Raw genomic sequence first — 21,606 nt, 5'->3', positions numbered from 1 at the left:
GGGGCCGGGCGCCTGTCAAGGCACCGTGCGTTCGCAGAAGTTACTCGGCGGCGGCGTTTTCATCGGTGGTTTCAGCCTGCGACGCTTCCAGTTCGGCGGCTTCGGACTCGGCGATGGCGCGGCGCTCGGAGTCGTCCATCAGGTCCTTGGCCTTGCGCGCCTCGTGGTAGGCCATGCCAGTACCGGCAGGAATCAAGCGGCCAACGATCACGTTTTCCTTCAGTCCGCGCAGCTCGTCGCGCTTGCCCATGATGGCAGCCTCGGTGAGCACGCGGGTGGTTTCCTGGAAGGAAGCCGCTGAAATGAACGAATCGGTGGACAGCGAGGCCTTGGTGATACCCAGCAACAGGTTGCTGAACGTCGCCGGAATCTTGCCGTCGGCGCGCAGCGCGTCGTTGACATCCAGCAGCGCCGAGCGCTCGACCTGTTCACCGGCGATGTAGCTGGTGTCGCCGACGTTTTCGACGACCACGCGGCGCAGCATTTGGCGAACAATCACTTCGATGTGCTTGTCGTTGATCTTCACGCCCTGCAGGCGGTACACGTCCTGCACTTCATCGACGATGTAGCGGGCCAGTTCGGCCACGCCCAGCAGGCGCAGGATGTCCTGCGGGTCGGCTGGCCCGTCAACAATCGACTCGCCCTTGTTCACGACCTGGCCTTCATGCACCAGGATGTTCTTTTCCTTCGGAACCAGGTCTTCCCAGACCTTGCCTTCGGGATCGGTGATCTGCAGGCGAACCTTGCCTTTGGTCTCTTTACCGAACGACACGGTGCCGGTCATTTCGGCCAGCGTTCCCTTGTCCTTCGGCGTACGGGCTTCGAACAACTCGGCGACACGCGGCAGACCGCCGGTGATGTCGCGGGTTTTCTGGCCTTCGATCGGGATGCGGGCCAGCACTTCGCCGGGTCCCACGTCCTGACCGTCGCGCACCTGGACCAGCGCGCCAATCTGGAAGCCAATCGTCACCGAATGGTCGGTGCCGGGGATCTTGACTTCGTTGCCGGTGGCATCGATCAGCTTGACCTGGGGACGAATCACCTTGGTAGCGCCGCGACGCTTCGGATCGATCACCACCAGGGTCGAGAGGCCGGTCACGTCATCGACCTGCTTGGCCACGGTCACGCCTTCTTCCACATTCTCGAACTGCACCTTGCCGGCGAATTCGGTGATGATGGGGCGGGTCAGCGGGTCCCAGTTGGCCAGGATCGCGCCAGCCTTGATGGTCTGGTCGATCTTGACGGTCAGCGTCGCGCCGTACGGCACCTTGTGGCGCTCGCGCTCGCGGCCGTGCTCGTCATGGATGATGATCTCGCCGGAACGCGCAATCACGACCAAATCGCCCTTGCCATTGGTCACATAGCGCATCGGTGCGTTGAAACCGATCACGCCGTTGGACTTGGCTTCGACGCTTGAAGCGATGGCTGCACGCGATGCCGCACCGCCGATGTGGAAGGTCCGCATCGTCAGCTGGGTGCCGGGCTCGCCAATCGACTGGGCGGCAATGATGCCGACCGCCTCGCCGATGTTGATCAGGCCGCCGCGGCCCAAGTCGCGGCCGTAGCAGCTGGCGCACAGGCCGAAGCGGGTTTCGCAGGTCAGCGCGGTGCGGACCTTGACTTCGTCAACGCCAGCAGCTTCGAGTCCGTCGATTATGTCCTCGTCCAGCATGACGCCGGCCTTGGTCAGCACCGAGCGGTTCTCGGGGTGCAGCACGTCTTCGACGATGGTGCGGCCCAGAACGCGGTCGCGCAGCGATTCGATGACCTCGCCGCCTTCGACGATGGCGCGCATGACCGAGCCGTCGAGCGTGCCGCAGTCGTGTTCGGTCACGACCAGATCCTGCACCACGTCGCACAGGCGGCGCGTCAGGTAGCCGGAGTTGGCCGTTTTCAGCGCCGTGTCGGCCAGGCCCTTGCGGGCGCCGTGGGTGGAGATGAAGTACTCCAGCACGTTCAGGCCTTCGCGGAAGTTCGCGGTGATCGGCGTCTCGATGATCGAACCGTCAGGCTTGGCCATCAAGCCGCGCATGCCGGCGACCTGGCGAATCTGCGCGGCGGAACCGCGCGCGCCGGAGTCGGCCATCATGTAGATCGAGTTGAACGAATCCTGCTCGACCAGATTGCCGTGGCGGTCAATGACCTTTTCCTTGGACAGCTGGGCCATCATGGCCTTGGACACGTCGTCGCCCGACTTGCCCCAGATGTCCACCACCTTGTTGTAGCGCTCGCCGGCCGTCACCAGGCCCGAGGTGTACTGCTGCTCGATCTCTTTGACTTCCTTCTGGGCGTGCGCAATGATCGCGGTCTTCTCCTTGGGCACCAGCATGTCTTCGATACAGATCGAAATGCCGGCCTTGGTCGCCAGGCGGAAACCCGACTGCAGCAGCTTGTCGGCAAACACCACGGTCTCTTTCAAGCCGCACTTGCGGAAAGACACGTTGATCAGCTTGGAGATTTCCTTTTTCTTCAACGCCTTGTTGATGTTGGAAAAAGGCAGTCCCTTGGGCAGGATTTCCGACAGCAGTGCACGACCGCCGGTGGTTTCCCACAGCTTGGTCGATGGCACGAACTCGTTCGTTTCCTTGTCCTTGCTCCACTCGGTCAGGCGCACGCTGATGCGGGCGTTCAGGTCGAGTTCACCCGCATCAAAGGCGCGGCGGACTTCGCCGGTGTCGGAAAACACCAGGCCTTCGCCCTTGCCGTTGGTGCGGTCGCGCGTCGTGTAGTACAGGCCCAGCACCACGTCCTGCGAAGGAACGATGGAAGGCTCGCCGTTGGCCGGGAACAGGATGTTGTTCGAGGCCAGCATCAGGGTGCGGGCTTCCATCTGCGCTTCCACGGACAGCGGCACGTGAACGGCCATCTGGTCACCGTCAAAGTCGGCATTGAAGGCCGAGCAGACCAGCGGGTGCAGCTGGATCGCCTTGCCTTCGATCAGGATCGGCTCGAACGCCTGGATGCCCAGACGGTGCAGCGTGGGCGCACGGTTGAGCATCACCGGGTGCTCCTTGATGACCTCTTCCAGGATGTCCCACACGACTGGCGTGCCGGTTTCGACTTCCTTCTTGGCCGCCTTGATGGTGGTGGCAATGCCACGCACTTCAAGCTGCGCGAAGATGAAGGGCTTGAACAGTTCGAGCGCCATCAGCTTGGGCAGGCCGCACTGGTGCAGCTTGAGCGTCGGGCCCACGGTAATCACGGAACGGCCCGAATAATCGACGCGCTTGCCCAGCAAATTCTGGCGGAAACGGCCTGACTTTCCCTTGATCATGTCGGCGAGGGACTTCAGCGCGCGCTTGTTGGCGCCCGTCATGGCCTTGCCGCGCCGGCCGTTGTCCAGCAAGCTGTCCACGGCTTCCTGAAGCATGCGCTTTTCATTGCGCGCAATGATTTCAGGCGCCTTCAGTTCAAGCAAACGGCGCAGGCGGCTGTTGCGGTTGATGACGCGGCGGTACAGATCGTTCAGGTCGGAGGTCGCAAAGCGGCCGCCGTCCAGCGGCACCAAGGGACGCAGGTCCGGCGGCAGCACGGGCAGCACGTCGAGCACCATCCACTCGGGCTTGATGCCGGATTTCTTGAATCCTTCCATCAGCTTCAGGCGCTTGGCGTTCTTCTTGATCTTGATCTCGGAGCCGGTCAGGTCATTGCGCAGCTTGTCGATTTCAACGTCGAGGTCCAGCCCTTCGAGCAAGTCCTTGATGCCTTCGGCGCCCATCTTGGCGGTGTATTCGTCGCCGTATTCCTTGCGCTTGGCGTCGAAATCGTCTTCCGACATGATGCTGAATTTCTTCAGCGGGGTCATGCCGGGGTCTGTGACCACATAGGCTTCAAAGTACAGCACGCGTTCGATGTCGCGCAGCGTCATGTCGAGCACCAGGCCCAGACGCGATGGCAGCGACTTCAGGAACCAGATGTGCGCGCATGGCGCGGCCAGGTCGATGTGACCCATGCGTTCGCGGCGAACCTTGGTCTGCGTGACTTCAACGCCGCACTTCTCGCAGATGACACCACGGTGCTTGAGGCGCTTGTACTTGCCGCACAGGCATTCGTAGTCCTTGATGGGGCCAAAGATCTTGGCGCAAAAGAGACCGTCGCGCTCTGGCTTGAAGGTGCGGTAGTTGATGGTCTCGGGTTTTTTGACCTCGCCGAAAGACCACGAACGGATCTTCTCGGGCGAAGCCATGCCAATTTTGATGGCATCGAAATGCTCATCGGGCGTGAACTGCTTGAACAGGTCGAGTAATGATTTCATCTGTAAATCCTCTTAATCAGTTGAGGACAGAGCAGATTGCTGTGCAATCCTGGTCTGTCCCGCAAGGCCACTGGACTAGCTGCGTTCGAGTTCCATGTCGATACCGAGCGAGCGAATTTCCTTCACCAGCACGTTGAACGACTCCGGCATGCCGGCGGTGATCGCATGCTCACCCTTGACGATGCTTTCGTACACCTTGGTACGACCCACCACGTCATCGGACTTGACGGTGAGCATTTCCTGCAGCACGTAGGCGGCGCCGTAGGCTTCCAGCGCCCAGACTTCCATCTCACCGAAACGCTGGCCACCGAACTGGGCCTTGCCGCCCAGCGGCTGCTGCGTGACCAGACTGTAAGGGCCGGTCGAGCGGGCGTGCATTTTGTCGTCCACCAGGTGGTGAAGCTTCAGGAAGTGCATGTAGCCGACCGTCGTCGTGCGCTCGAAAGCGTCGCCGGTGCGGCCGTCATACAGCTGGGCCTGCGTGCGCGTTGGTGTCAGGCCCTTGGCCTTGGCAATCGCATCAGGATAGGCCAGTTGCAGCATGGTCATGATGTCCTCTTCCGAGGCACCGTCAAACACCGGCGTGGCGAAAGGCACGCCAGTGGTCAGGTTTTGGGCCATCTCGATAACCTGTTCGTCCGAGAGCGAAGCGAGGTCTTCCGTGCGGCCCGACTTGTTGTACAGCGTGTCCATGAACTGACGCAACTCGGCCACCTTGGCCTCGGCCTGCAGCATGTCGCCAATCCGGTGACCCAGGCCCTTGGCTGCCCAGCCCAGATGGACTTCGAGCACCTGGCCGACGTTCATGCGCGATGGCACGCCCAGCGGGTTCAGCACGATGTCGCACGGCGTGCCGTCGGCCATGTGGGGCATGTCTTCGACCGGAACGATCTTGGACACCACGCCCTTGTTGCCGTGGCGGCCGGCCATCTTGTCGCCCGGCTGCAGACGGCGCTTGACGGCCAGGTAGACCTTGACCATCTTCAGCACGCCCGATGGCAGCTCGTCGCCCTGCGTCAGCTTTTTGCGCTTTTCCTCGAAAGACAGGTCGAAACTGTGGCGCGTCTGCTCCATCGAGTTCTTGATGCTTTCCAGCTGCGACGCCACTTCATCATCGGCCGGCCGGATATCGAACCAGTGGTATTTCTCGACGTCGGTCAGGTAGGCCTTGTCGAGCTTCGTGCCTTTGGCAAGCTTTTTCGGGCCGCCATTGGCGATCTTGCCGATCAGCAGCTTTTCGATACGGTCGAACGCATCGGCTTCCACGATACGCAGCTGGTCGTTCAGGTCCAGGCGGTAGCGCTTGAGCTCGTCGTCGATGATCTGCTGGGCCCGCTTGTCGCGGGTGATGCCTTCACGCGTGAAGACCTGCACATCGATCACGGTGCCCGAAGAGCCCTGGCTGACGCGCAGCGAGGTGTCTTTCACATCGCTGGCTTTTTCGCCGAAGATGGCGCGCAGCAGTTTTTCTTCCGGCGTCAGCGTGGTCTCGCCCTTGGGCGTGACCTTGCCGACCAGCGTGTCGCCCGGCTGGACTTCGGCACCGACATAAATAATGCCGGATTCGTCCAGACGGTTGAGTTGCTGCTCGGACAGGTTCGGGATGTCGCGGGTGATTTCCTCGGAGCCGAGCTTGGTGTCACGCGCCATCACGACGAGTTCTTCGATATGAATCGAGGTGTAGCGGTCTTCGGCCACCACGCGCTCGGAAATCAGGATCGAATCCTCGAAGTTGTAGCCGTTCCACGGCATGAAGCCGATCAGCATGTTCTGGCCAATGGCGATTTCGCCCAGGTCGGTCGATGCGCCGTCAGCCACCACGTCACCCTTGGCCAGATGGTCGCCCATCTTGACGATGGGGCGCTGGTGGATGTTGGTGTTCTGGTTGGAACGCTGGTACTTGATCAGGTTGTAGATGTCCACGCCGATTTCACCGGCCAGGGCTTCCGCATCATTGACGCGCACCACGATGCGGGTGGCATCGACGTAGTCCACGATGCCGCCACGGGTGGCCGTGACGACCGTCCCGGAGTCCACCGCCGCCACGCGCTCGATGCCGGTGCCGACGAGGGGCTTTTCCGGACGCAGCACGGGGACGGCCTGGCGCGACATGTTGGCGCCCATCAGCGCACGGTTCGCATCGTCGTGTTCCAGGAACGGAACCAGCGAAGCCGCCACCGACACGATCTGCGCCGGCGACACGTCCATGTACTGGACGCGCTCGGCGCTCACCAGGATGGACTCACCCTTTTCACGGGCCGATACCAGGTCGCCGGTCAGGCGGCCTTCCTTGTCCAGCGCTGCATTGGCCTGGGCAATCACGTACTTGCCTTCTTCGATGGCCGACAGGTAGTCGATGTCCATCGTCACCTTGCTGTCAGCGACCCGGCGGTACGGCGTTTCAATGAAACCGTACTCGTTCAGGCGGGCGTACAGTGCCAGCGAGTTGATCAGACCAATGTTCGGACCTTCAGGCGTTTCAATCGGGCAGACGCGGCCGTAATGGGTCACGTGGACGTCACGCACTTCAAAACCGGCACGTTCGCGGGTCAAACCACCGGGGCCAAGGGCCGAAACACGGCGCTTGTGGGTGATTTCAGCCAGCGGATTGGTCTGGTCCATGAACTGCGACAGCTGCGAAGCGCCGAAGAATTCCTTCAGGGCGGCCGAGATCGGCTTGCTGTTGATCAGGTCGTGCGGCATGAGCGGCTCTTGCTCGGCCTGGCCCAGACGCTCCTTGACGGCCTTTTCGATACGCGCCAGACCGGTGCGGTACTGGTTCTCGGCGAGTTCGCCGACGCAGCGCACGCGGCGGTTGCCGAGGTGGTCAATGTCATCGACTTCGCCGTTGCCGTTGCGCAGGTCCACCAGGATCTTCACGACGGCGAGGATGTCCTCGTTCGTCATGACCATCGGGCCGGTGGATTCGTCGCGGCCCACGCGGGCGTTGAACTTCATGCGGCCCACGCGCGACAGGTCGTAGGTGTCCGGGTTGTAGAACAGGCGCTGGAACAGGGCCTGGACCGCATCCTCCGTTGGCGGCTCGCCGGGGCGCATCATGCGGTAGATGGCGACGCGCGCTGCAAACTCGTCGGCCGTTTCATCGGCGCGCAGGGTTTGCGAAATGTACGCACCCTGGTCGAGTTCGTTGGTGTAGAGCACCTGGACATCCTGGATGCCGGCGACACGCAGCTTTTTCAGCAACGCCTCGGTCAGCTCATCATTGGCCTTGGCAATGATCTCACCCGTATCGGTGTCAATGATGTTCTTGGCGACCACACGGCCGATCAGGAAATCTTCCGGCACGCTGATGCTGGTGGTGCCGCTTTGCTCCAGTTCGCGGGTATGCCGAACCGTGATGCGCTTGTCCTTGGCCACAACGACCTTGCCGGCCTTGTCGGTCAGGTCGAAACGGGCGACTTCGCCGCGCATGCGCTCGGCCACAAATTCCATTTGCGCGCCGCTGTCCATCAGGCGGAAATTGTCGAAGACAAAGAAGTTTGCCAGGATCGATTCGTGGTTCAGGCCGATGGCCTTCAGCAGGATCGTGACCGGCATCTTGCGGCGGCGGTCCACGCGGAAGTACAGGATGTCCTTCGGGTCGAACTCGAAGTCGAGCCAGGAGCCGCGGTAAGGGATGATGCGGGCCGAAAACAGCAGCTTGCCCGAACTGTGGGTTTTGCCTTTGTCGTGTTCAAAGAACACGCCTGGCGAACGGTGCAGCTGCGACACGATGACGCGCTCGGTGCCGTTGATGACAAACGAGCCTTTGTCGGTCATGAGCGGCACTTCGCCCATGTAGACTTCCTGCTCCTTGACTTCCTTGACGACCTTGGACTGCGATGTCGAGGACTCGCGGTCATAGATGATGAGCTGCACCTTGGCGCGCACGGCCGAGGCAAACGTCAGGCCACGGGTCTGGCATTCGCGTACATCGAAGGCCGGCTTGGCCAGGTTGTACTCGATGAATTTCATCTCGACAAAACCGTTGTGCGAGACAATGGGAAAAGCGTTTTGAAAGGCGGCCTGAAGGCCTTCAACCATGCGCTTTTGGGGCGCGCGATCGGCTTGCAGGAATGCGATGTACGCATCTTTCTGCATTTGCAGCAAGTAGGGAACCGTCAACACGCTTTCGCGGTTGCCGAAGCTTTTACGGATGCGTTTGCGTTCGGTGAAGCTGTAACTAGAAGTTAGGGCCATGAGTTCTCCGTAATGATGGGCTCTGGGACTCTCGAACCCGAATACACCACGTATTCAGGCAACTTGGTGGTTGGCCACTACCAACCATGGCGGACGGTGATGCATTGCACAGCACCCGAACCAAGGCGTTTCTGCAGTCGGGGATTCAGAAAACACTGGGAAAAAGACTTTTAATCCTTTTTCCAGTATTTTTTCCATCCAGCGTGAAAGACACTTGCCTTTTGGGGAGTTAAAGAAGCTTCAGGCCGGTGGCCGTAGCTGAGCCTTAAACGGGAAAGGCTGGAAGCCCGTGGAGGTCTTCCAGCCTTTGCGAACCGCAAGAATTACTTGAGTTCGACTTTCGCGCCGGCATCTTCCAGCTTCTTCTTGGCGGCTTCTGCGTCGGCTTTGTTGGCGCCTTCCTTGACGTTCTTCGGAGCGCCGTCCACAAGGTCCTTGGCTTCTTTCAAGCCCAGGCCGGTCAGTTCGCGCACGGCCTTGATGACCTGCACTTTTTGCGCGCCAGCTTCGAGCAGAACGACGTTGAATTCGGTCTTTTCTTCAGCAACAGCAGCACCTGCACCGCCGCCGCCAGCAGCGGGAGCAGCCATGGAGGCTGCGCTCACGCCAAACTTCTCTTCGATGGCTTTCACCAGGTCGTTGAGTTCGAGGACCGTCATGCTGTCCAGCACGGTCAAAAATGCGTCTTTATCGAATGCCATTTTGAATTCCTAAAAAAATTTCTTTAACAGTTGGGGACAAGGCCTGGCGCATGAGCGCTGCAACCTGTCCCGCAAAGGTCTGCTGTTTACGCCGCTGCGGCTTCGGTGACTTCTGCGGCAGGTTCTGCAGCCTCGGCCACTTCTTCTGCGCCAGCGCCACGTTGCGCGGACAGCGCTGCCAGCACGGCAGCGGTACGCGAAATAGGCGACATCAGCAAGCCGCACAACTGGGCCAGCAACACTTCCTTGGAAGGAATGTTGGCCAGTTGCTTGACGCCCTCGATGTCCAGGGTTTTCCCAGCAAATGCACCTGCGCGAATCACCAGCTTGTCGTTGGTTTTAGCGAAGTCAGCCACTACTTTTGCAGCAGCGACGGCATCAATGGAAAAGCCGTAGATCAGCGGACCGGTCATCTGGTCGGACAAGACTTCAAATGCGCTACCTGCCACGGCACGGCGAGCCAGGGTGTTCTTCAGAACACTCAGGGTCACGCCTTTTTCGCGGGCTTGGCTGCGCAGCTTGGTCATGTCGGCGACCGTGATGCCACGGTATTCCGCCATCACGAGCGTTTGAGCTTTAGCGGCGAGGCCTGTCACTTCATCAATGACGGCTTGTTTCTCACTGCGGTTGAGACTCAAGGTCTACTCCTTAAAAATGTGTTGTCGGGTTTGAGCTTGCGCTGCCACCCTTCAACACGCTCATGTTCAGCGACCAACTGTTTTCAGATTTCTTTCAAAACCATTCAAGCAGCGGGACCGCCATCTGCGTTGGCTGTCTTTCGATTAAGCGCCTGGCCCGAACGACTTGTTCAGACTGGCACACCAACGGTCTTGGATGACCTGCCCGAGAGAACCCCGGCAGCCCACCACTCTGAACGACGCTTGCGCGCCGTTCAAATTTTTACCCTCAAGCCGCGATGGTCTGCGTGTCGACGCGGACGCCCACACCCATCGTTGACGAAACGGCGACTTTCTTCAGGTACACGCCCTTGCTGGTAGCAGGCTTGGCCTTGATCAGCGCGTCAATCAATGCAGCCAGATTGCCTTGCAGCTTTTCGGTGTCGAACGAGCGACGACCGATGGTGCCATGCACGATACCGGCCTTGTCAACGCGGAACTGGACCTGACCAGCTTTTGCGTTGCGAACAGCGGTCGCGACGTCAGGCGTCACGGTACCGACCTTTGGATTAGGCATCAGGCCGCGTGGGCCAAGGATCTGGCCCAGCGTGCCGACGATGCGCATGGCATCGGGGGAAGCAATCACCACGTCGAAGTCCATCTTGCCAGCCTTGATGTCGGCAGCCAGATCGTCCATGCCGACGATGTCGGCACCGGCGGCCTTGGCTTCTTCAGCTTTGGCGCCTTGTGCGAACACGGCAACGCGTTTGGTCTTGCCGGTGCCGTTGGGCATCACAACGGCGCCGCGGACGACCTGGTCGGATTTCTTGGCATCGATGCCGAGTTGCACGGCCACGTCGATGGACTCGTCGAACTTGGCAACGGCGAACTCTTTGACAAGGCCCAGTGCGTCAGGCAATGCATACAGCTTGTTGCTGTCAACCTTGTCGCCGATGGTTTTTTGACGTTTGGTCAACTTGCTCATACAACACCCTCCACCGTCACACCCATGGAACGGGCGGAACCGGCAATAGTACGGACGGCTGCGTCCAGATCGGCAGCCGTCAAATCTTTCATCTTGGCCTTGGCGATTTCTTCCAGCTGAGCGCGGGTGATCTTGCCAACCTTGGCGGAATGCGGCGTGGCCGATCCCTTGTCGAGCTTGATAGCCTTCTTGATCAAGGTGATCGCCGGCGGCGTCTTGATGATGAAGGTAAAGCTCTTGTCCGCGTAAGCGGTGATCACCACGGGCAGTGGCAAACCTGGCTCAACACCTTGGGTCTGGGCATTGAATGCCTTGCAGAATTCCATGATGTTCAGACCACGTTGACCCAGAGCGGGTCCGATCGGTGGGGATGGATTGGCCTTGCCAGCTGGTACTTGCAGCTTGACGAAGCCGACGATTTTTTTCGCCATACTTTTCTCCTTGCGGGTCATAACGCCTGAGAACTGTCAAACAACAGTTCTCAAGCTTCCCGGGGGTTACACAACTCAAAATGGATTCTTGGGAATCCTTCGCGCCGAGTTGCAAGGCGCAAAATTTTATCTGATCAGCCCAAAATATTTTTCAGGCTTCTTCTGAAAGAAATGGAGATCAGGTCTTTTCGATCTGGCTGAACTCAAGCTCAACCGGTGTTGCACGTCCGAAAATCGTGACCGACACGCGGACCTTGTTCTTTTCGTAGTTGACTTCTTCCACGGTGCCATTGAAATCGGTGAACGGGCCATCCTTGACTCGAACGTATTCGCCCGTTTCAAACTCGACCTTGTGGCGTGGCTTGTCGGTGCCGACCTGCATCTGGCTGACGATCTTTTGCACCTCTTCTTCAGAGATGGGCGCCGGACGATTTTTCGCGCCGCCGACAAAACCGGTGACCTTGTTCGTGTGCTTCACCAGATGCCAGGTTTCGTCGTCCATGACCATCTCGACCAGCACATAGCCTGGAAAGAAACGGCGCTCGGTCGTCTTCTTCTGGCCGTTCTTGATCTCGACGACCTCTTCGGTGGGTACCAGGAAGCGCCCGAACTTGGATTGCATGCCGGCGCGGTTGATGCGCTCGACAATATTGCGCTCCGCCGCTTTTTCCATGCCGGAATACGCATGGACGACATACCATTGCATGCCAGGCGCCAGTGCATGGGATGCATCAGCCACAACACCTCTGGGTGCCGTATCGTTCAGATCGCTCATTATCTTTTCCATCCCAGGATCAGGTCATAAAACACCCATTCGAGCGTCTTGTCCGTCAACCATAAAAACAATGCCATCACCACCACGAAGCCGAACACATAAGCCGTCATCTGGATGGCCTCCCTGCGCTCTGGCCAGACGACTTTTTTAACTTCGCGGACAGAGTCACGGCCAAAAGCCAGAAACTGTCTGCCGAGTTCCGACGATACAAAAACAAGCGCTGCCGCAACCAAGCCCGCAAGCAAGACACCCCACTGCGCAACCTGGCCTTGCTTGGCCAACAAATAAAAACCGACAAGGGCGGCCAACACCAGCACTACGGCCAGGCCCAGCTTGGCTTTGTCCGCATTGGTACTGACGGTTTCAACTTGAGTAGAGGCCATGGCTGCCGAATTTCCTGTTCAATCTTCGCGCGCCCTTGCAGACGCTTAAGCCCACCTGAAGCTTTCAACTTCCGGCGGGCTTGCTTGTTATCTTTTCACACTATCTTCGACGTTAACCACCTCGACAATCGGGTGGCAGGGGCAGAAGGAATCGAACCATCAACCTTCGGTTTTGGAGACCGACGCTCTGCCAATTGAGCTATACCCCTGCATCAAACCTTCAATTCATTACGCGAGGATCTTGGCCACAACGCCAGCGCCCACGGTACGGCCGCCTTCGCGGATGGCGAAACGCAGGCCTTCTTCCATGGCAATCGGGTTGATCAGCTTGACGGTGATCGACACGTTGTCGCCTGGCATGACCATTTCCTTGCCTTCTGGTAACTCGATCGCGCCGGTTACGTCCGTCGTGCGGAAGTAGAACTGTGGGCGGTAGTTGTTGAAGAAGGGCGTGTGGCGGCCGCCTTCGTCCTTGGACAGGACATAGATCTCGCCGGTGAAGTGCGTGTGCGGCTTGATCGAACCGGGCTTGCACAGCACCTGGCCGCGCTGCACGTCTTCACGCTTGGTGCCGCGCAGCAAGATGCCGACGTTGTCGCCCGCCTGGCCCTGGTCGAGCAGCTTGCGGAACATTTCCACGCCGGTGCAAATCGTCTTTTGCGTGTCGGCAATGCCGACGATCTCGATTTCCTCGCCGACCTTGATGATGCCGCGCTCGATACGGCCGGTCACCACGGTGCCGCGGCCGGAGATCGAGAACACGTCTTCCACGGGCATCAGGAAGGCGCCGTCGACAGCGCGCTCTGGCAGGGGAATGTAGTTGTCCAGTGCGTCGGCCAGCTTCATGATGGCTTCTTCGCCCAGCGGACCCTTGTCGCCTTCGAGGGCGAGCTTGGCCGAGCCGTGGATGATCGGGGTGTCGTCACCGGGGAAATCGTACTTATCGAGCAGCTCGCGCACTTCCATTTCAACGAGTTCGAGCAGTTCGGCGTCGTCCACCATGTCGCACTTGTTCAGGAACACGATGATGTAAGGCACGCCGACTTGGCGGGCCAGCAGGATGTGCTCGCGCGTCTGGGGCATCGGGCCGTCAGCGGCCGAACAAACAAGAATAGCGCCGTCCATCTGGGCAGCACCGGTGATCATGTTCTTCACATAATCGGCGTGGCCTGGGCAGTCAACGTGCGCATAGTGGCGGGAGGCCGTTTCGTACTCGACGTGGGCGGTGTTGATGGTGATGCCGCGCGCTTTTTCTTCCGGAGCCGCGTCAATTTGGTCGTAGGCCTTGGCTTCGCCGCCGAACTTGGCCGCCAGCACGGTGGCGATTGCCGCCGTCAGCGTGGTCTTGCCATGGTCGACGTGGCCGATCGTGCCGACGTTGACGTGCGGCTTGGTCCGCGAAAATTTCTCTTTTGCCATTTCCAACTCCGAAAAGTTACAAAAACACTTAACAAACCATTGTCAGTCGCAGAAAAACTCACTGCAACCAACTCAAAAATGGTGCCCATTCCGGGAATCGGACCCGGGACCTCTCCCTTACCAAGGGAGTGCTCTGCCACTGAGCCAAATGGGCTGAATTCAAAAAACCTCTTGCGGCAAACGATGCAATGCTGACCTGCAAATCTCCAGGCACATCGGCACCCTGGAGCGGGAGACGGGAATCGAACCCGCGTCATTAGCTTGGAAGGCTAGGGTTCTACCATTGAACTACTCCCGCGCAACCCTGCCAGATCAACTCACACTCAATTTACCTTACAACCCAAAACCGGCAACGACCCTGACTTTGCAACGCAAACTTGCCAGAATCGACCAGATTTGGTGGATGGGGCTGGATTCGAACCAGCGTACGCGTTAGCGAACAGATTTACAGTCTGCCTCCTTTAACCACTCGGACACCCATCCTTCAAGCGAATCACGGATTATGCCACTGTTTTTCAAGAAAACATAAATCTCGGCAGCAAACCACTTTTAAACTTTCGGATGCGCAATGCGCCAATCGCGCGCCTGTGAAAAGTGCCCGCAGCCGATGAAAGGCAGAGGTGGCCTCATGGCCGACAACGGCGAAGGATGGTTGGCCAGCAGCACCTTGTGGCGGTCCTCGTCGATCAGTGCCCGCTTGGACTGCGCATGCGCGCCCCACAGCATGAAGACCACCGGATGATCGCCCGCCGATACCTGGCGGATCACGCTGTCGGTCAGCATTTCCCAGCCCTTGCCCGCGTGGCTGGCGGGCTTGCCCTCTTCCACCGTCAGGCAGGTGTTGAGCAGCAGCACGCCATGCGTGGCCCAGTTGGCCAGGCTGCCGCCGGGCACCGGAAACTTCGGCGGCGGCGTGTCCAGGTCGCGCCGCAGTTCCTTGAAGATGTTGCGCAATGACGGCGGCAGGGCCACGCCGGGCGCCACCGAGAACGCCAGCCCTTCGGCCTGCCCGCGCCCGTGGTACGGGTCCTGGCCCAGGATGACGACGCGCACCTCGCTGGCAGGCGTCAGCTCCAGCGCGCGCAGGGGCCGGGGCGGAAAGATGACTGCGCCAGCCTCCAGCCGTTCGCGCAGGAACGCCAACAACCTTTGGCCCATGGGGCTGGCAAAAAATTCGTCCACCACCGGCTGCCAGTCTGGCGCCACCGGCCAATCCGATGGATCGGCGCTCATCAACTGGCCTGGGTTTGCAAGGTCAAGCCTTGCGGAAAAATCGTCCTGCGCCATCACACGCTCCCTTGCTTACTCGCCAAACAGCTCGGCCAGCGCCTCGCCCGGCTCGTCGGCGCGCATGAAGGCTTCGCCGACCAGGAAAGCGTTGACATGGGCATCGCGCAGGCGCTTGACATCCTGCGGGGTTGCAATGCCCGACTCGGTGACCAGCAGGCGCTCGGCCGGCACCCGGCCCATCAGGCGCAGCGTGGTGTCCAGCGACACCTCGAAGGTGTTCAGGTTGCGGTTATTAATGCCGATCAAGGGCGTTTTGAGCTTGAGCGCACGTTCCAGTTCCGTTTCGTCATGCACCTCGACCAGCACCGCCATGTCGAGCGACATCGCCAGCGCCTCGAAGGCCTTCATCTGCGCGTCGTCCAGGCAGGCGGCGATCAGCAGGATGCAGTCGGCGCCCATGACGCGCGACTCATAGATCTGGTAGGCATCGACGATGAAGTCCTTGCGCAGCACCGGCAGGCTGCACGAGGCCCTGGCCTGCTTCAGGTAGTCGATGCTTCCCTGGAAAAACTGCTGGTCGGTCAGCACCGACAGGCAGGCCGCGCCGAACTCGGCATAGCTCTGGGCAATGTCGGCGGGAATGAAGTCGGCGCGCAGCACGCCCTTGGACGGGCTGGCCTTCTTGATTTCGGCAATCACGGCGGGCTTGCCGACTGCGACCTTGGCGCGCAGCGCGCCGACGAAGTCGCGTGTCAGCACGCGCGATTCGGCGTCCTTGCGCATCGCCGACAGCGGCTTGCGGTTGATTGCTTCCTCGATTTCCGTGCGCTTGACGGCAATGATCTTGTTCAGGATGTCACTCATGGGGATTCCGGTGGGTTGGTCGCGGGCGGCGGCTGGGCCTGCCCGGCGGAGGATGGGGACGGCTCGGGAGAGCCGTTCTTGAGGATTTTCACAAAGACGCGGTGCATGGCGAATCCGGCGACGATGAACACCAAGGACACGCCCAGCGCGATCCAGACGCCGGCATCGCGCCACATCGGGTCAAGCGCCGGCCGACTGGCTGAAAGCGACCAACTGCGCCAGTTTAGCCCTGGCGGCGCCTGATTCGATAGCGGCACGGGCTTTCTCCACGCCCAACTTCATCGAATCGACCACATTGGCGGCATACAGCGCAGCGCCGGCATTCAGGATCACGATGTCGCGCGGCGCACCCGGCTGGTTGTCGAGCACGCCCAGCAGCATGGCCCTGGACTGCTCGGGCGTTTCCACCCGCAGCGCGCGGTTGCCGGCCATCGGCAGGCCGAAGTCTTCGGGATGAATTTCATATTCAGTGATCTCGCCGTCCTTCAGTTCGCCGACCACGGTGGCCGCACCCAGGCTGACCTCGTCCATGCCGTCCTTGCCGTACACCACCAGCGCATGCTCAGCGCCGAGGCGCTGCAGCGCGCGGACCTGGATGCCGACCAGGTCGGGGTGGAACACGCCCATCAGGATGTTGGGCGCGCAGGCCGGATTGGTCAGCGGGCCGAGAATGTTGAAGATGGTCCGGATACCCAGTTCCTTGCGCACCGGCGCGACGTTCTTCATCGCCGGGTGGTGATTCGGCGCAAACATGAAGCCGACGCCCACTTCGGCGATGCAGCGGGCAATCGCCTCGGGCGACAGATTGAGCGAAATGCCCAGCGACTCGACCACGTCGGCGCTGCCCGACTTGCTGCTGACGCTGCGCCCGCCGTGCTTGCTGACCCGGGCACCGGCGCTGGCTGCCACGAACATGGCGCAGGTCGAGATGTTGAAGGTGTGCGAACCGTCGCCGCCGGTGCCGACGATGTCCACAAGGTGGGTCTTGTCGGCGACATGCACCTTGGTCGAGAACTCGCGCATCACCTGCGCGGCGGCGGTGATCTCGCCGATGGTTTCCTTCTTCACGCGCAGGCCGGTGATCAGCGCGGCGGTCATCAGGGGCGACATCTCGCCACTCATGATGAGCCGCATGATGTGCAGCATTTCGTCATGAAAAATCTCGCGGTGCTCGATGGTGCGCTGCAGGGCTTCGCTGGCGGTGATCTTGTGGCGGTGGGGCATGGGGTTTCCTGTTCGGCTTTTTTATCGAGGGAGAGGGTCAGGTCACCGGATGACCGGAAAAGGCCAGTTTCAGGCCAAAGCCGACGAACATCAGGCCGGCGGCGCGTTCCAGCCCGTGCATGGCCTGCTGCACAGACGTCAGGCGCCCGGCCAGCCAGGCAGCGGCGCCCGCCCAGCCGATGTTGACCCACAACGCATTGAAGTTGAACAGCAGCCCGAGCAGCAAGAACGCCAGCGGCTTGTTGTCCACCCCGGGCGCGATGAACTGCGGCACAAAGGCCAGGAAGAACAGCGCGACCTTGGGATTGAGCGCATTCGTCCAGAAACCCTGGAAAAATACACGTTTCAGTGCTTTTCCGCTTGTCCCATCTGCGCAAGCAGCTACTGAATTCATAGCAGCTGATTGGCCTGGCGCGGATGCGCGGGCCAGCAGCATGCGCAGGCCCACGAACACCAGATAGGCCGCGCCCGCCCACTTGAGCAGCGTGAAGGCGGTGGCGGACGCCGCCATCAGCGCGCTGACGCCAATCGCCGCTGCAAGGATATGCACGAAGCAGCCCGCCGTGATGCCCAGCGCCGCGACGATTCCGGCGCGGGCGCCCGAGCGCATCGCGTTCGTCACGATGTAGAGCACGTCGGGGCCGGGCGTCAGGTTGAGCACGATGCCGGCGGCGACAAACAGCGCAAGGTGGTCAATGCCCATGGACTGGCTGCGGGTTCAGGAATTGAAAAACTGGCGGACCACGGCTGCGGCTTTATCCACGCCTTCGGCATCCACATCGAGGTGGGTGACAAACCGCAGTCGGTACAGGCCGGTGGCCTGGACGCCGTGCGCCGCCAGATGCTGGAGCAAGGCTGCGGACTGGTCGCGGGCGGCGCCCGTCAAATCGACGAACACGATGTTGGTCTGCGGCGCCTCGACCTGCAGGCCATGGATGCCCGCCAGCCCGTCGGCCAGCCGCTGCGCCAGCGCATGGTCCTGCGCCAGCCGCGCGACATGGTGGTCCAGCGCATGCGAGGCGGCAGCCGCCAGCATGCCGGCCTGGCGCATGCCGCCGCCGGCCATCTTGCGGATGCGGTGGGCCCTGGCGATGAAAGCCTGCGAGCCGCACAGCGCTGAGCCGACCGGCGCGCCCAGCCCCTTGCTGAAGCAGACCGACACGCTGTCAAAGGACTGGGCGATGCGGCGCGCCTCGGTGAAGGCATCGCTGCCGGTTTGCAGCGCCTGCGCGACGGCGGCATTGAACAGCCGCGCGCCATCCAGATGCCGCTCCAGGCCCCGGTCTTTCGCCAGTTGCGTCGCCTGCCGCAGATACTCAAACGGCAGCAGCTTGCCGCCCAGCGTGTTTTCCAGCGCCAGCAGCCGCGTGCGGGCGAAATGCGCGTCGTCGGGCTTGATGGCCGCCTCGATGTCGCCCAGCGCCAGCGTGCCGTCGCCCTGGTGGTTCAGCGGCTGCGGCTGCACGCTGCCGAACACCGCCGCGCCGCCGCCTTCCCAGCGGTAGCAATGCGCCTGCTGGCCGACGATGTACTCGTCGCCGCGCTGGCAATGGCTCAGGATGGCGCACAGGTTGCTTTGCGTTCCGGTGGGTAGGAACAGCGCGGCCTCGAAGCCCAGCAAGGTGGCGATTTTTTCCTGCAGCGCGTTGACGCTCGGGTCGCCGCCGAATACATCATCACCCAGCGGGGCTGCCATCATCACGGCGCGCATGGCCGGCGTCGGCTGCGTGACCGTGTCGCTTCGCAGATCAATGATTTTTTGAGTCATTCAGGCCTTTTACGCATACTGCGCGGGCATAAGCAGCTATTAAATAAATAGCGACTCTCATGCCTGCTGTTCCAGGAAGTTTTTCAGCATCGCATGGCCATGCTCGGTCAGGATGGATTCGGGGTGGAACTGCACGCCCTGGATCGGCAGCGTCTTGTGCCGCACGCCCATGATTTCGCCGTCGTCGGTCCAGGCGGTGACTTCAAGCACGTCGGGGCACGTCGATTTTTCAATCGCCAGCGAGTGGTAGCGGTTCACGGTGAACTGTTCCGGCAGGCCGGCGAACACGCCCTGCTGCGTGGTCGTGATGACGCTGGTCTTGCCGTGCATCAATTCCTGCGCCCGGATGATCTTGCCGCCAAAGGCCGCGCCGATGGCCTGGTGCCCCAGGCAGACGCCCAGGATCGGCAGCTTGCCGGCAAAGTGCTGGATCGCCGCGACCGAAATCCCGGCCTCGGCCGGCGAGCACGGGCCGGGCGACACCACCAGGCGGTCGAGCTGCCCCGCGTCGAGCTTGGCGGCAATCCCGGCCACCGTGATCTCGTCGTTGCGGAACACGTCAACCTCGGCGCCCAGCTCGCCAAAATACTGGACGATGTTGTAGGTGAAGCTGTCGTAGTTGTCGATCATCAAGAGTTTCATGCGTGCCATGGCTCAGCCTTCCTGTGACAGTTGCGGACGCAGGCGCTTGAATTCGCCGCGTTCAAATTCGATGAATGCGTCAATCATGGCGCGGTAGGCGGCCTCGATCACGGCTTCGGGCGCGCCCTGTTCTGTGGCCATGGCCTTGACCCGCTCGACGATAAAGTCGATGCGCGCCTGGTCATGGACCTGGCTGGCGTCTTGCTTGATGCGCGCGGCCTGCGCGACGTAGCCGCTGCGCTCGGCGATCAGCGCCACGATGCGCTCGTCGAGCGCGTCGATGTGGCGGCGCACGTCGGCCATGGTGCGGCAGTTTTCAACGGGGTGAATCAGTGTCATGGCTTACTCCAGCCCTTCCTCGACCAGCTCGCTGGCGCGCAGCAGCGCGCGCGCCTTGGCTTCGGTTTCTTTCCATTCCAGCTCGGGCACCGAGTCGGCCACCACGCCCGCGGCGGCCTGCACATACAGCGTGCCGTCCTTGATGATGCCGGTGCGGATCGCAATCGCCACGTCCATGTCGCCGGCATAGCTCAGGTAACCGCAGGCGCCGCCGTACAGGCCGCGCTTGGTCGGCTCCAGCTGGTCGATCAGCTCCATCGCATGCACTTTCGGCGCGCCGGTCAGCGTGCCGGCCGGAAAGGTCGCCCTGAGCACATCCATGCTGGTCATGCCGTCGTTCAGGATGCCTTCGACATTGCTGACGATGTGCATCACGTGGCTGTAGCGTTCGACGGCGAAGGCCTCGGTCACCTTCACCGTGCCGGTCTTGGCAATGCGGCCGATGTCGTTGCGCGCCAGGTCGATCAGCATGACGTGCTCGGCGCGCTCCTTGGGGTCGTTGATGAGCTCAATCTCGGCGGCCTTGTCGGCTTCCAGCGACGAGGCGCGCGGCCGGGTGCCGGCCAGCGGGCGGATGGTGATTTTTTGCCCCGCTTCCACCTGCTCCTGGCGCACCAGAATCTCGGGCGAAGCGCCGACCACATGGAAATCGCCGAAATGGTAGTAATACATGTAGGGTGACGGGTTCAGCGAGCGCAGCGCCCGGTACAGGCTGAGCGGCGACTCGGTGTAGCGCTTCCTGATGCGCTGGCCGACCTGCACCTGCATGAAGTCGCCGCCCTCGATCAGCTTCTTGGCGCGCTCGACGGCGGCGATGTAGTCGGCCTTGGCGAACTCGCGTTCGGCCGGGTAGCCTTGCGTCGGCTTGACGATGGGCGCGCTGACCGAATACTTGAGCTGCTCTTTCAGTTCGCGCAGGCGCTTCTTGGCATTGGCATAGGCTTCGGGCCGGGCCGGGTCGGCATAGACGATCAGGTAGAGCTTGCCCGAGAGGTTGTCGATCACCGCCAGTTCTTCGCACTGCAGCAGCAAAATGTCGGGGCAGCCCAGCGTGTCGGGCGGGCAGGATTTTTCGAGCTTTTTCTCGATGTAGCGCACCGCGTCGTAGCCGAAATAACCCGCCAGCCCGCCGCAAAAGCGCGGCAGTCCGGGCCGCAGCGCGACCTTGAAGCGCTTTTGGTAGTCGCTGATGAAGTCCAGCGGGTTGACTGTTGAGGTTTCGACGACCTGGCCATCGGTCACGACCTCGGTCTGCACGTCTGCGCCAAAGCCCGACGAGCGCAGCAGCGTGCGCGCTGGCAGGCCGATGAAGCTGTAGCGGCCAAAGCGTTCGCCGCCAACCACCGATTCGAGCAGGAAACTGTACTTGCCGCCGTCCTTCGCATGGGCCAGCTTGAGGTAGAGCGACAGCGGGGTTTCCAGGTCGGCAAAGGCCTCCAGCATCAGCGGAATGCGGTTGTAGCCTTGCGCTGCAAGGCTTTTGAATTCGAGTTCGGTCATCACTGGGTCCTTCACCGAAGGGCCGATGCGCAAGTAAAACGCAACCCTTCTTTATTCAAAAATGCCCCGAAGTCCGGGGTGGCGATGCGCCTGCGTGCTGCAGGGGCGCATCAGTTCGGCGTGAAGCGGGCCAGTGACGGGGCAGGCGCCGGACCAGGCCGGAACTGCGAACCCTCAGGCGCGCCAGGCAGGATCAGGGACGCCAAAGCCAGGCTCCCCGGCCTGCACAAGCTGTTTGAACGATGCGTTGAATCGACATAGTGGCGAAAGTGT

General features: G+C 61.2%; 18 protein-coding genes and 4 tRNA genes. All 22 read right to left on the bottom strand.

Annotation, left to right across the window (positions count from 1 at the left end; genetic code table 11):
- Positions 1 to 40: 40 nt before the first annotated feature.
- Complete coding sequence (gene rpoC / locus EC86_RS0118660) at positions 41 to 4,255, bottom strand: DNA-directed RNA polymerase subunit beta' (RefSeq protein WP_029527372.1); 4,215 nt, start codon at positions 4,253 to 4,255, stop codon at positions 41 to 43.
- A gap of 75 nt (positions 4,256 to 4,330) precedes the next feature.
- The gene (rpoB, locus tag EC86_RS0118655; RefSeq protein WP_029527371.1) at positions 4,331 to 8,455 is read right to left on the bottom strand and encodes a DNA-directed RNA polymerase subunit beta; all 4,125 of its coding nucleotides are present in this window, start codon (positions 8,453 to 8,455) and stop codon (positions 4,331 to 4,333) included.
- A gap of 323 nt (positions 8,456 to 8,778) precedes the next feature.
- The gene (gene rplL / locus EC86_RS0118650; protein WP_011803004.1) at positions 8,779 to 9,156 is read right to left on the bottom strand and encodes a 50S ribosomal protein L7/L12; all 378 of its coding nucleotides are present in this window, start codon (positions 9,154 to 9,156) and stop codon (positions 8,779 to 8,781) included.
- Between the two features lie 86 nt (positions 9,157 to 9,242).
- Positions 9,243 to 9,794, bottom strand: a complete 552-nt coding sequence (gene rplJ, locus EC86_RS0118645; RefSeq protein ID WP_029527370.1) for a 50S ribosomal protein L10 — start codon at positions 9,792 to 9,794, stop codon at positions 9,243 to 9,245.
- Positions 9,795 to 10,062: 268 nt separating this feature from the next.
- Complete coding sequence (rplA, locus tag EC86_RS0118640; protein ID WP_029527369.1) at positions 10,063 to 10,758, bottom strand: 50S ribosomal protein L1; 696 nt, start codon at positions 10,756 to 10,758, stop codon at positions 10,063 to 10,065.
- Positions 10,755 to 11,189, bottom strand: coding sequence for a 50S ribosomal protein L11 (rplK, locus tag EC86_RS0118635; RefSeq protein ID WP_011803007.1), 435 nt, complete (start codon positions 11,187 to 11,189; stop codon positions 10,755 to 10,757). Before rplK ends, rplA begins: the two co-directional genes overlap by 4 nt.
- A 178-nt stretch (positions 11,190 to 11,367) precedes the next feature.
- Positions 11,368 to 11,964 carry a transcription termination/antitermination protein NusG gene (nusG, locus tag EC86_RS0118630; protein ID WP_029527367.1) on the bottom strand — a complete coding sequence of 199 codons (597 nt, stop codon included), beginning with the start codon at positions 11,962 to 11,964 and terminating at the stop codon, positions 11,368 to 11,370.
- Entirely contained in the window at positions 11,964 to 12,347 is a 384-nt protein-coding gene (gene secE / locus EC86_RS0118625; protein ID WP_029527366.1) for a preprotein translocase subunit SecE, read from the bottom strand. The genes nusG and secE overlap by 1 nt, the downstream gene beginning before the upstream one ends.
- 133 nt (positions 12,348 to 12,480) lie before the next feature.
- Positions 12,481 to 12,556, bottom strand: a tRNA-Trp gene (locus EC86_RS0118620).
- A 19-nt stretch (positions 12,557 to 12,575) separates the two neighbouring features.
- Positions 12,576 to 13,766, bottom strand: a complete 1,191-nt coding sequence (tuf, locus tag EC86_RS0118615) for an elongation factor Tu (RefSeq protein ID WP_029526562.1) — start codon at positions 13,764 to 13,766, stop codon at positions 12,576 to 12,578.
- Between the two features lie 79 nt (positions 13,767 to 13,845).
- Positions 13,846 to 13,920 (bottom strand) — tRNA-Thr (locus EC86_RS0118610).
- 70 nt (positions 13,921 to 13,990) lie between these two features.
- Positions 13,991 to 14,064: transfer RNA gene (locus EC86_RS0118605), tRNA-Gly, on the bottom strand.
- Positions 14,065 to 14,163: 99 nt separating this feature from the next.
- Positions 14,164 to 14,249, bottom strand: a tRNA-Tyr gene (locus tag EC86_RS0118600).
- A gap of 66 nt (positions 14,250 to 14,315) precedes the next feature.
- Positions 14,316 to 15,053, bottom strand: coding sequence for a uracil-DNA glycosylase (locus tag EC86_RS0118595; protein ID WP_036772393.1), 738 nt, complete (start codon positions 15,051 to 15,053; stop codon positions 14,316 to 14,318).
- 15 nt (positions 15,054 to 15,068) lie between these two features.
- Positions 15,069 to 15,860 (bottom strand): indole-3-glycerol phosphate synthase TrpC, encoded by a 792-nt coding sequence (gene trpC / locus EC86_RS0118590; protein WP_029527364.1) that lies wholly within the window; start codon positions 15,858 to 15,860, stop codon positions 15,069 to 15,071.
- The gene (locus tag EC86_RS26310) at positions 15,857 to 16,036 is read right to left on the bottom strand and encodes a hypothetical protein (protein WP_036772389.1); all 180 of its coding nucleotides are present in this window, start codon (positions 16,034 to 16,036) and stop codon (positions 15,857 to 15,859) included. The genes trpC and EC86_RS26310 overlap by 4 nt, the downstream gene beginning before the upstream one ends.
- 4 nt (positions 16,037 to 16,040) lie before the next feature.
- The gene (trpD, locus tag EC86_RS0118580) at positions 16,041 to 17,084 is read right to left on the bottom strand and encodes an anthranilate phosphoribosyltransferase (protein ID WP_029527363.1); all 1,044 of its coding nucleotides are present in this window, start codon (positions 17,082 to 17,084) and stop codon (positions 16,041 to 16,043) included.
- A 37-nt stretch (positions 17,085 to 17,121) separates the two neighbouring features.
- Positions 17,122 to 17,787 (bottom strand): LysE family translocator, encoded by a 666-nt coding sequence (locus tag EC86_RS0118575; protein ID WP_029527361.1) that lies wholly within the window; start codon positions 17,785 to 17,787, stop codon positions 17,122 to 17,124.
- 15 nt (positions 17,788 to 17,802) lie between these two features.
- A complete protein-coding gene (gene ltaE, locus EC86_RS0118570; protein ID WP_029527359.1) occupies positions 17,803 to 18,852 on the bottom strand; it encodes a low-specificity L-threonine aldolase in 1,050 nt (349 codons plus the stop codon).
- A 57-nt stretch (positions 18,853 to 18,909) separates the two neighbouring features.
- Positions 18,910 to 19,494: an aminodeoxychorismate/anthranilate synthase component II gene (locus tag EC86_RS0118565; protein WP_029527358.1), complete on the bottom strand. Its 585-nt coding sequence runs from the start codon at positions 19,492 to 19,494 to the stop codon at positions 18,910 to 18,912.
- A gap of 12 nt (positions 19,495 to 19,506) precedes the next feature.
- Entirely contained in the window at positions 19,507 to 19,833 is a 327-nt protein-coding gene (locus tag EC86_RS0118560) for a chorismate mutase (protein WP_029527357.1), read from the bottom strand.
- A gap of 3 nt (positions 19,834 to 19,836) precedes the next feature.
- Entirely contained in the window at positions 19,837 to 21,336 is a 1,500-nt protein-coding gene (trpE, locus tag EC86_RS0118555; RefSeq protein ID WP_029527355.1) for an anthranilate synthase component I, read from the bottom strand.
- Positions 21,337 to 21,606: the final 270 nt, after the last annotated feature.

The sequence above is a fragment of the Polaromonas glacialis genome (assembly GCF_000709345.1).
GTDB lineage: Bacteria > Pseudomonadota > Gammaproteobacteria > Burkholderiales > Burkholderiaceae_C > Polaromonas > Polaromonas glacialis.
The sequence above is the reverse complement of the archived record's forward strand: the minus strand, read 5'-3'. Positions and strand labels throughout refer to the sequence as shown.

What these genes read in the sequence shown, in the direction of transcription:
- trpD (WP_029527363.1), bottom strand. Translation starts at nt 17,084, where the DNA reads ATGCCCCACCGCCACAAGATCACCGCCAGCGAAGCCCTGCAGCGCACC.
- secE (WP_029527366.1), bottom strand. Translation starts at nt 12,347, where the DNA reads ATGGCCTCTACTCAAGTTGAAACCGTCAGTACCAATGCGGACAAAGCC.
- EC86_RS0118560 (WP_029527357.1), bottom strand. Translation starts at nt 19,833, where the DNA reads ATGACACTGATTCACCCCGTTGAAAACTGCCGCACCATGGCCGACGTG.
- rplL (WP_011803004.1), bottom strand. Translation starts at nt 9,156, where the DNA reads ATGGCATTCGATAAAGACGCATTTTTGACCGTGCTGGACAGCATGACG.
- tuf (WP_029526562.1), bottom strand. Translation starts at nt 13,766, where the DNA reads ATGGCAAAAGAGAAATTTTCGCGGACCAAGCCGCACGTCAACGTCGGC.
- trpC (WP_029527364.1), bottom strand. Translation starts at nt 15,860, where the DNA reads ATGAGTGACATCCTGAACAAGATCATTGCCGTCAAGCGCACGGAAATC.
- EC86_RS0118565 (WP_029527358.1), bottom strand. Translation starts at nt 19,494, where the DNA reads ATGAAACTCTTGATGATCGACAACTACGACAGCTTCACCTACAACATC.
- EC86_RS0118595 (WP_036772393.1), bottom strand. Translation starts at nt 15,053, where the DNA reads ATGGCGCAGGACGATTTTTCCGCAAGGCTTGACCTTGCAAACCCAGGC.
- EC86_RS0118575 (WP_029527361.1), bottom strand. Translation starts at nt 17,787, where the DNA reads ATGGGCATTGACCACCTTGCGCTGTTTGTCGCCGCCGGCATCGTGCTC.
- rpoC (WP_029527372.1), bottom strand. Translation starts at nt 4,255, where the DNA reads ATGAAATCATTACTCGACCTGTTCAAGCAGTTCACGCCCGATGAGCAT.
- ltaE (WP_029527359.1), bottom strand. Translation starts at nt 18,852, where the DNA reads ATGACTCAAAAAATCATTGATCTGCGAAGCGACACGGTCACGCAGCCG.
- rplK (WP_011803007.1), bottom strand. Translation starts at nt 11,189, where the DNA reads ATGGCGAAAAAAATCGTCGGCTTCGTCAAGCTGCAAGTACCAGCTGGC.
- nusG (WP_029527367.1), bottom strand. Translation starts at nt 11,964, where the DNA reads ATGAGCGATCTGAACGATACGGCACCCAGAGGTGTTGTGGCTGATGCA.
- EC86_RS26310 (WP_036772389.1), bottom strand. Translation starts at nt 16,036, where the DNA reads ATGTGGCGCGATGCCGGCGTCTGGATCGCGCTGGGCGTGTCCTTGGTG.
- rpoB (WP_029527371.1), bottom strand. Translation starts at nt 8,455, where the DNA reads ATGGCCCTAACTTCTAGTTACAGCTTCACCGAACGCAAACGCATCCGT.
- rplA (WP_029527369.1), bottom strand. Translation starts at nt 10,758, where the DNA reads ATGAGCAAGTTGACCAAACGTCAAAAAACCATCGGCGACAAGGTTGAC.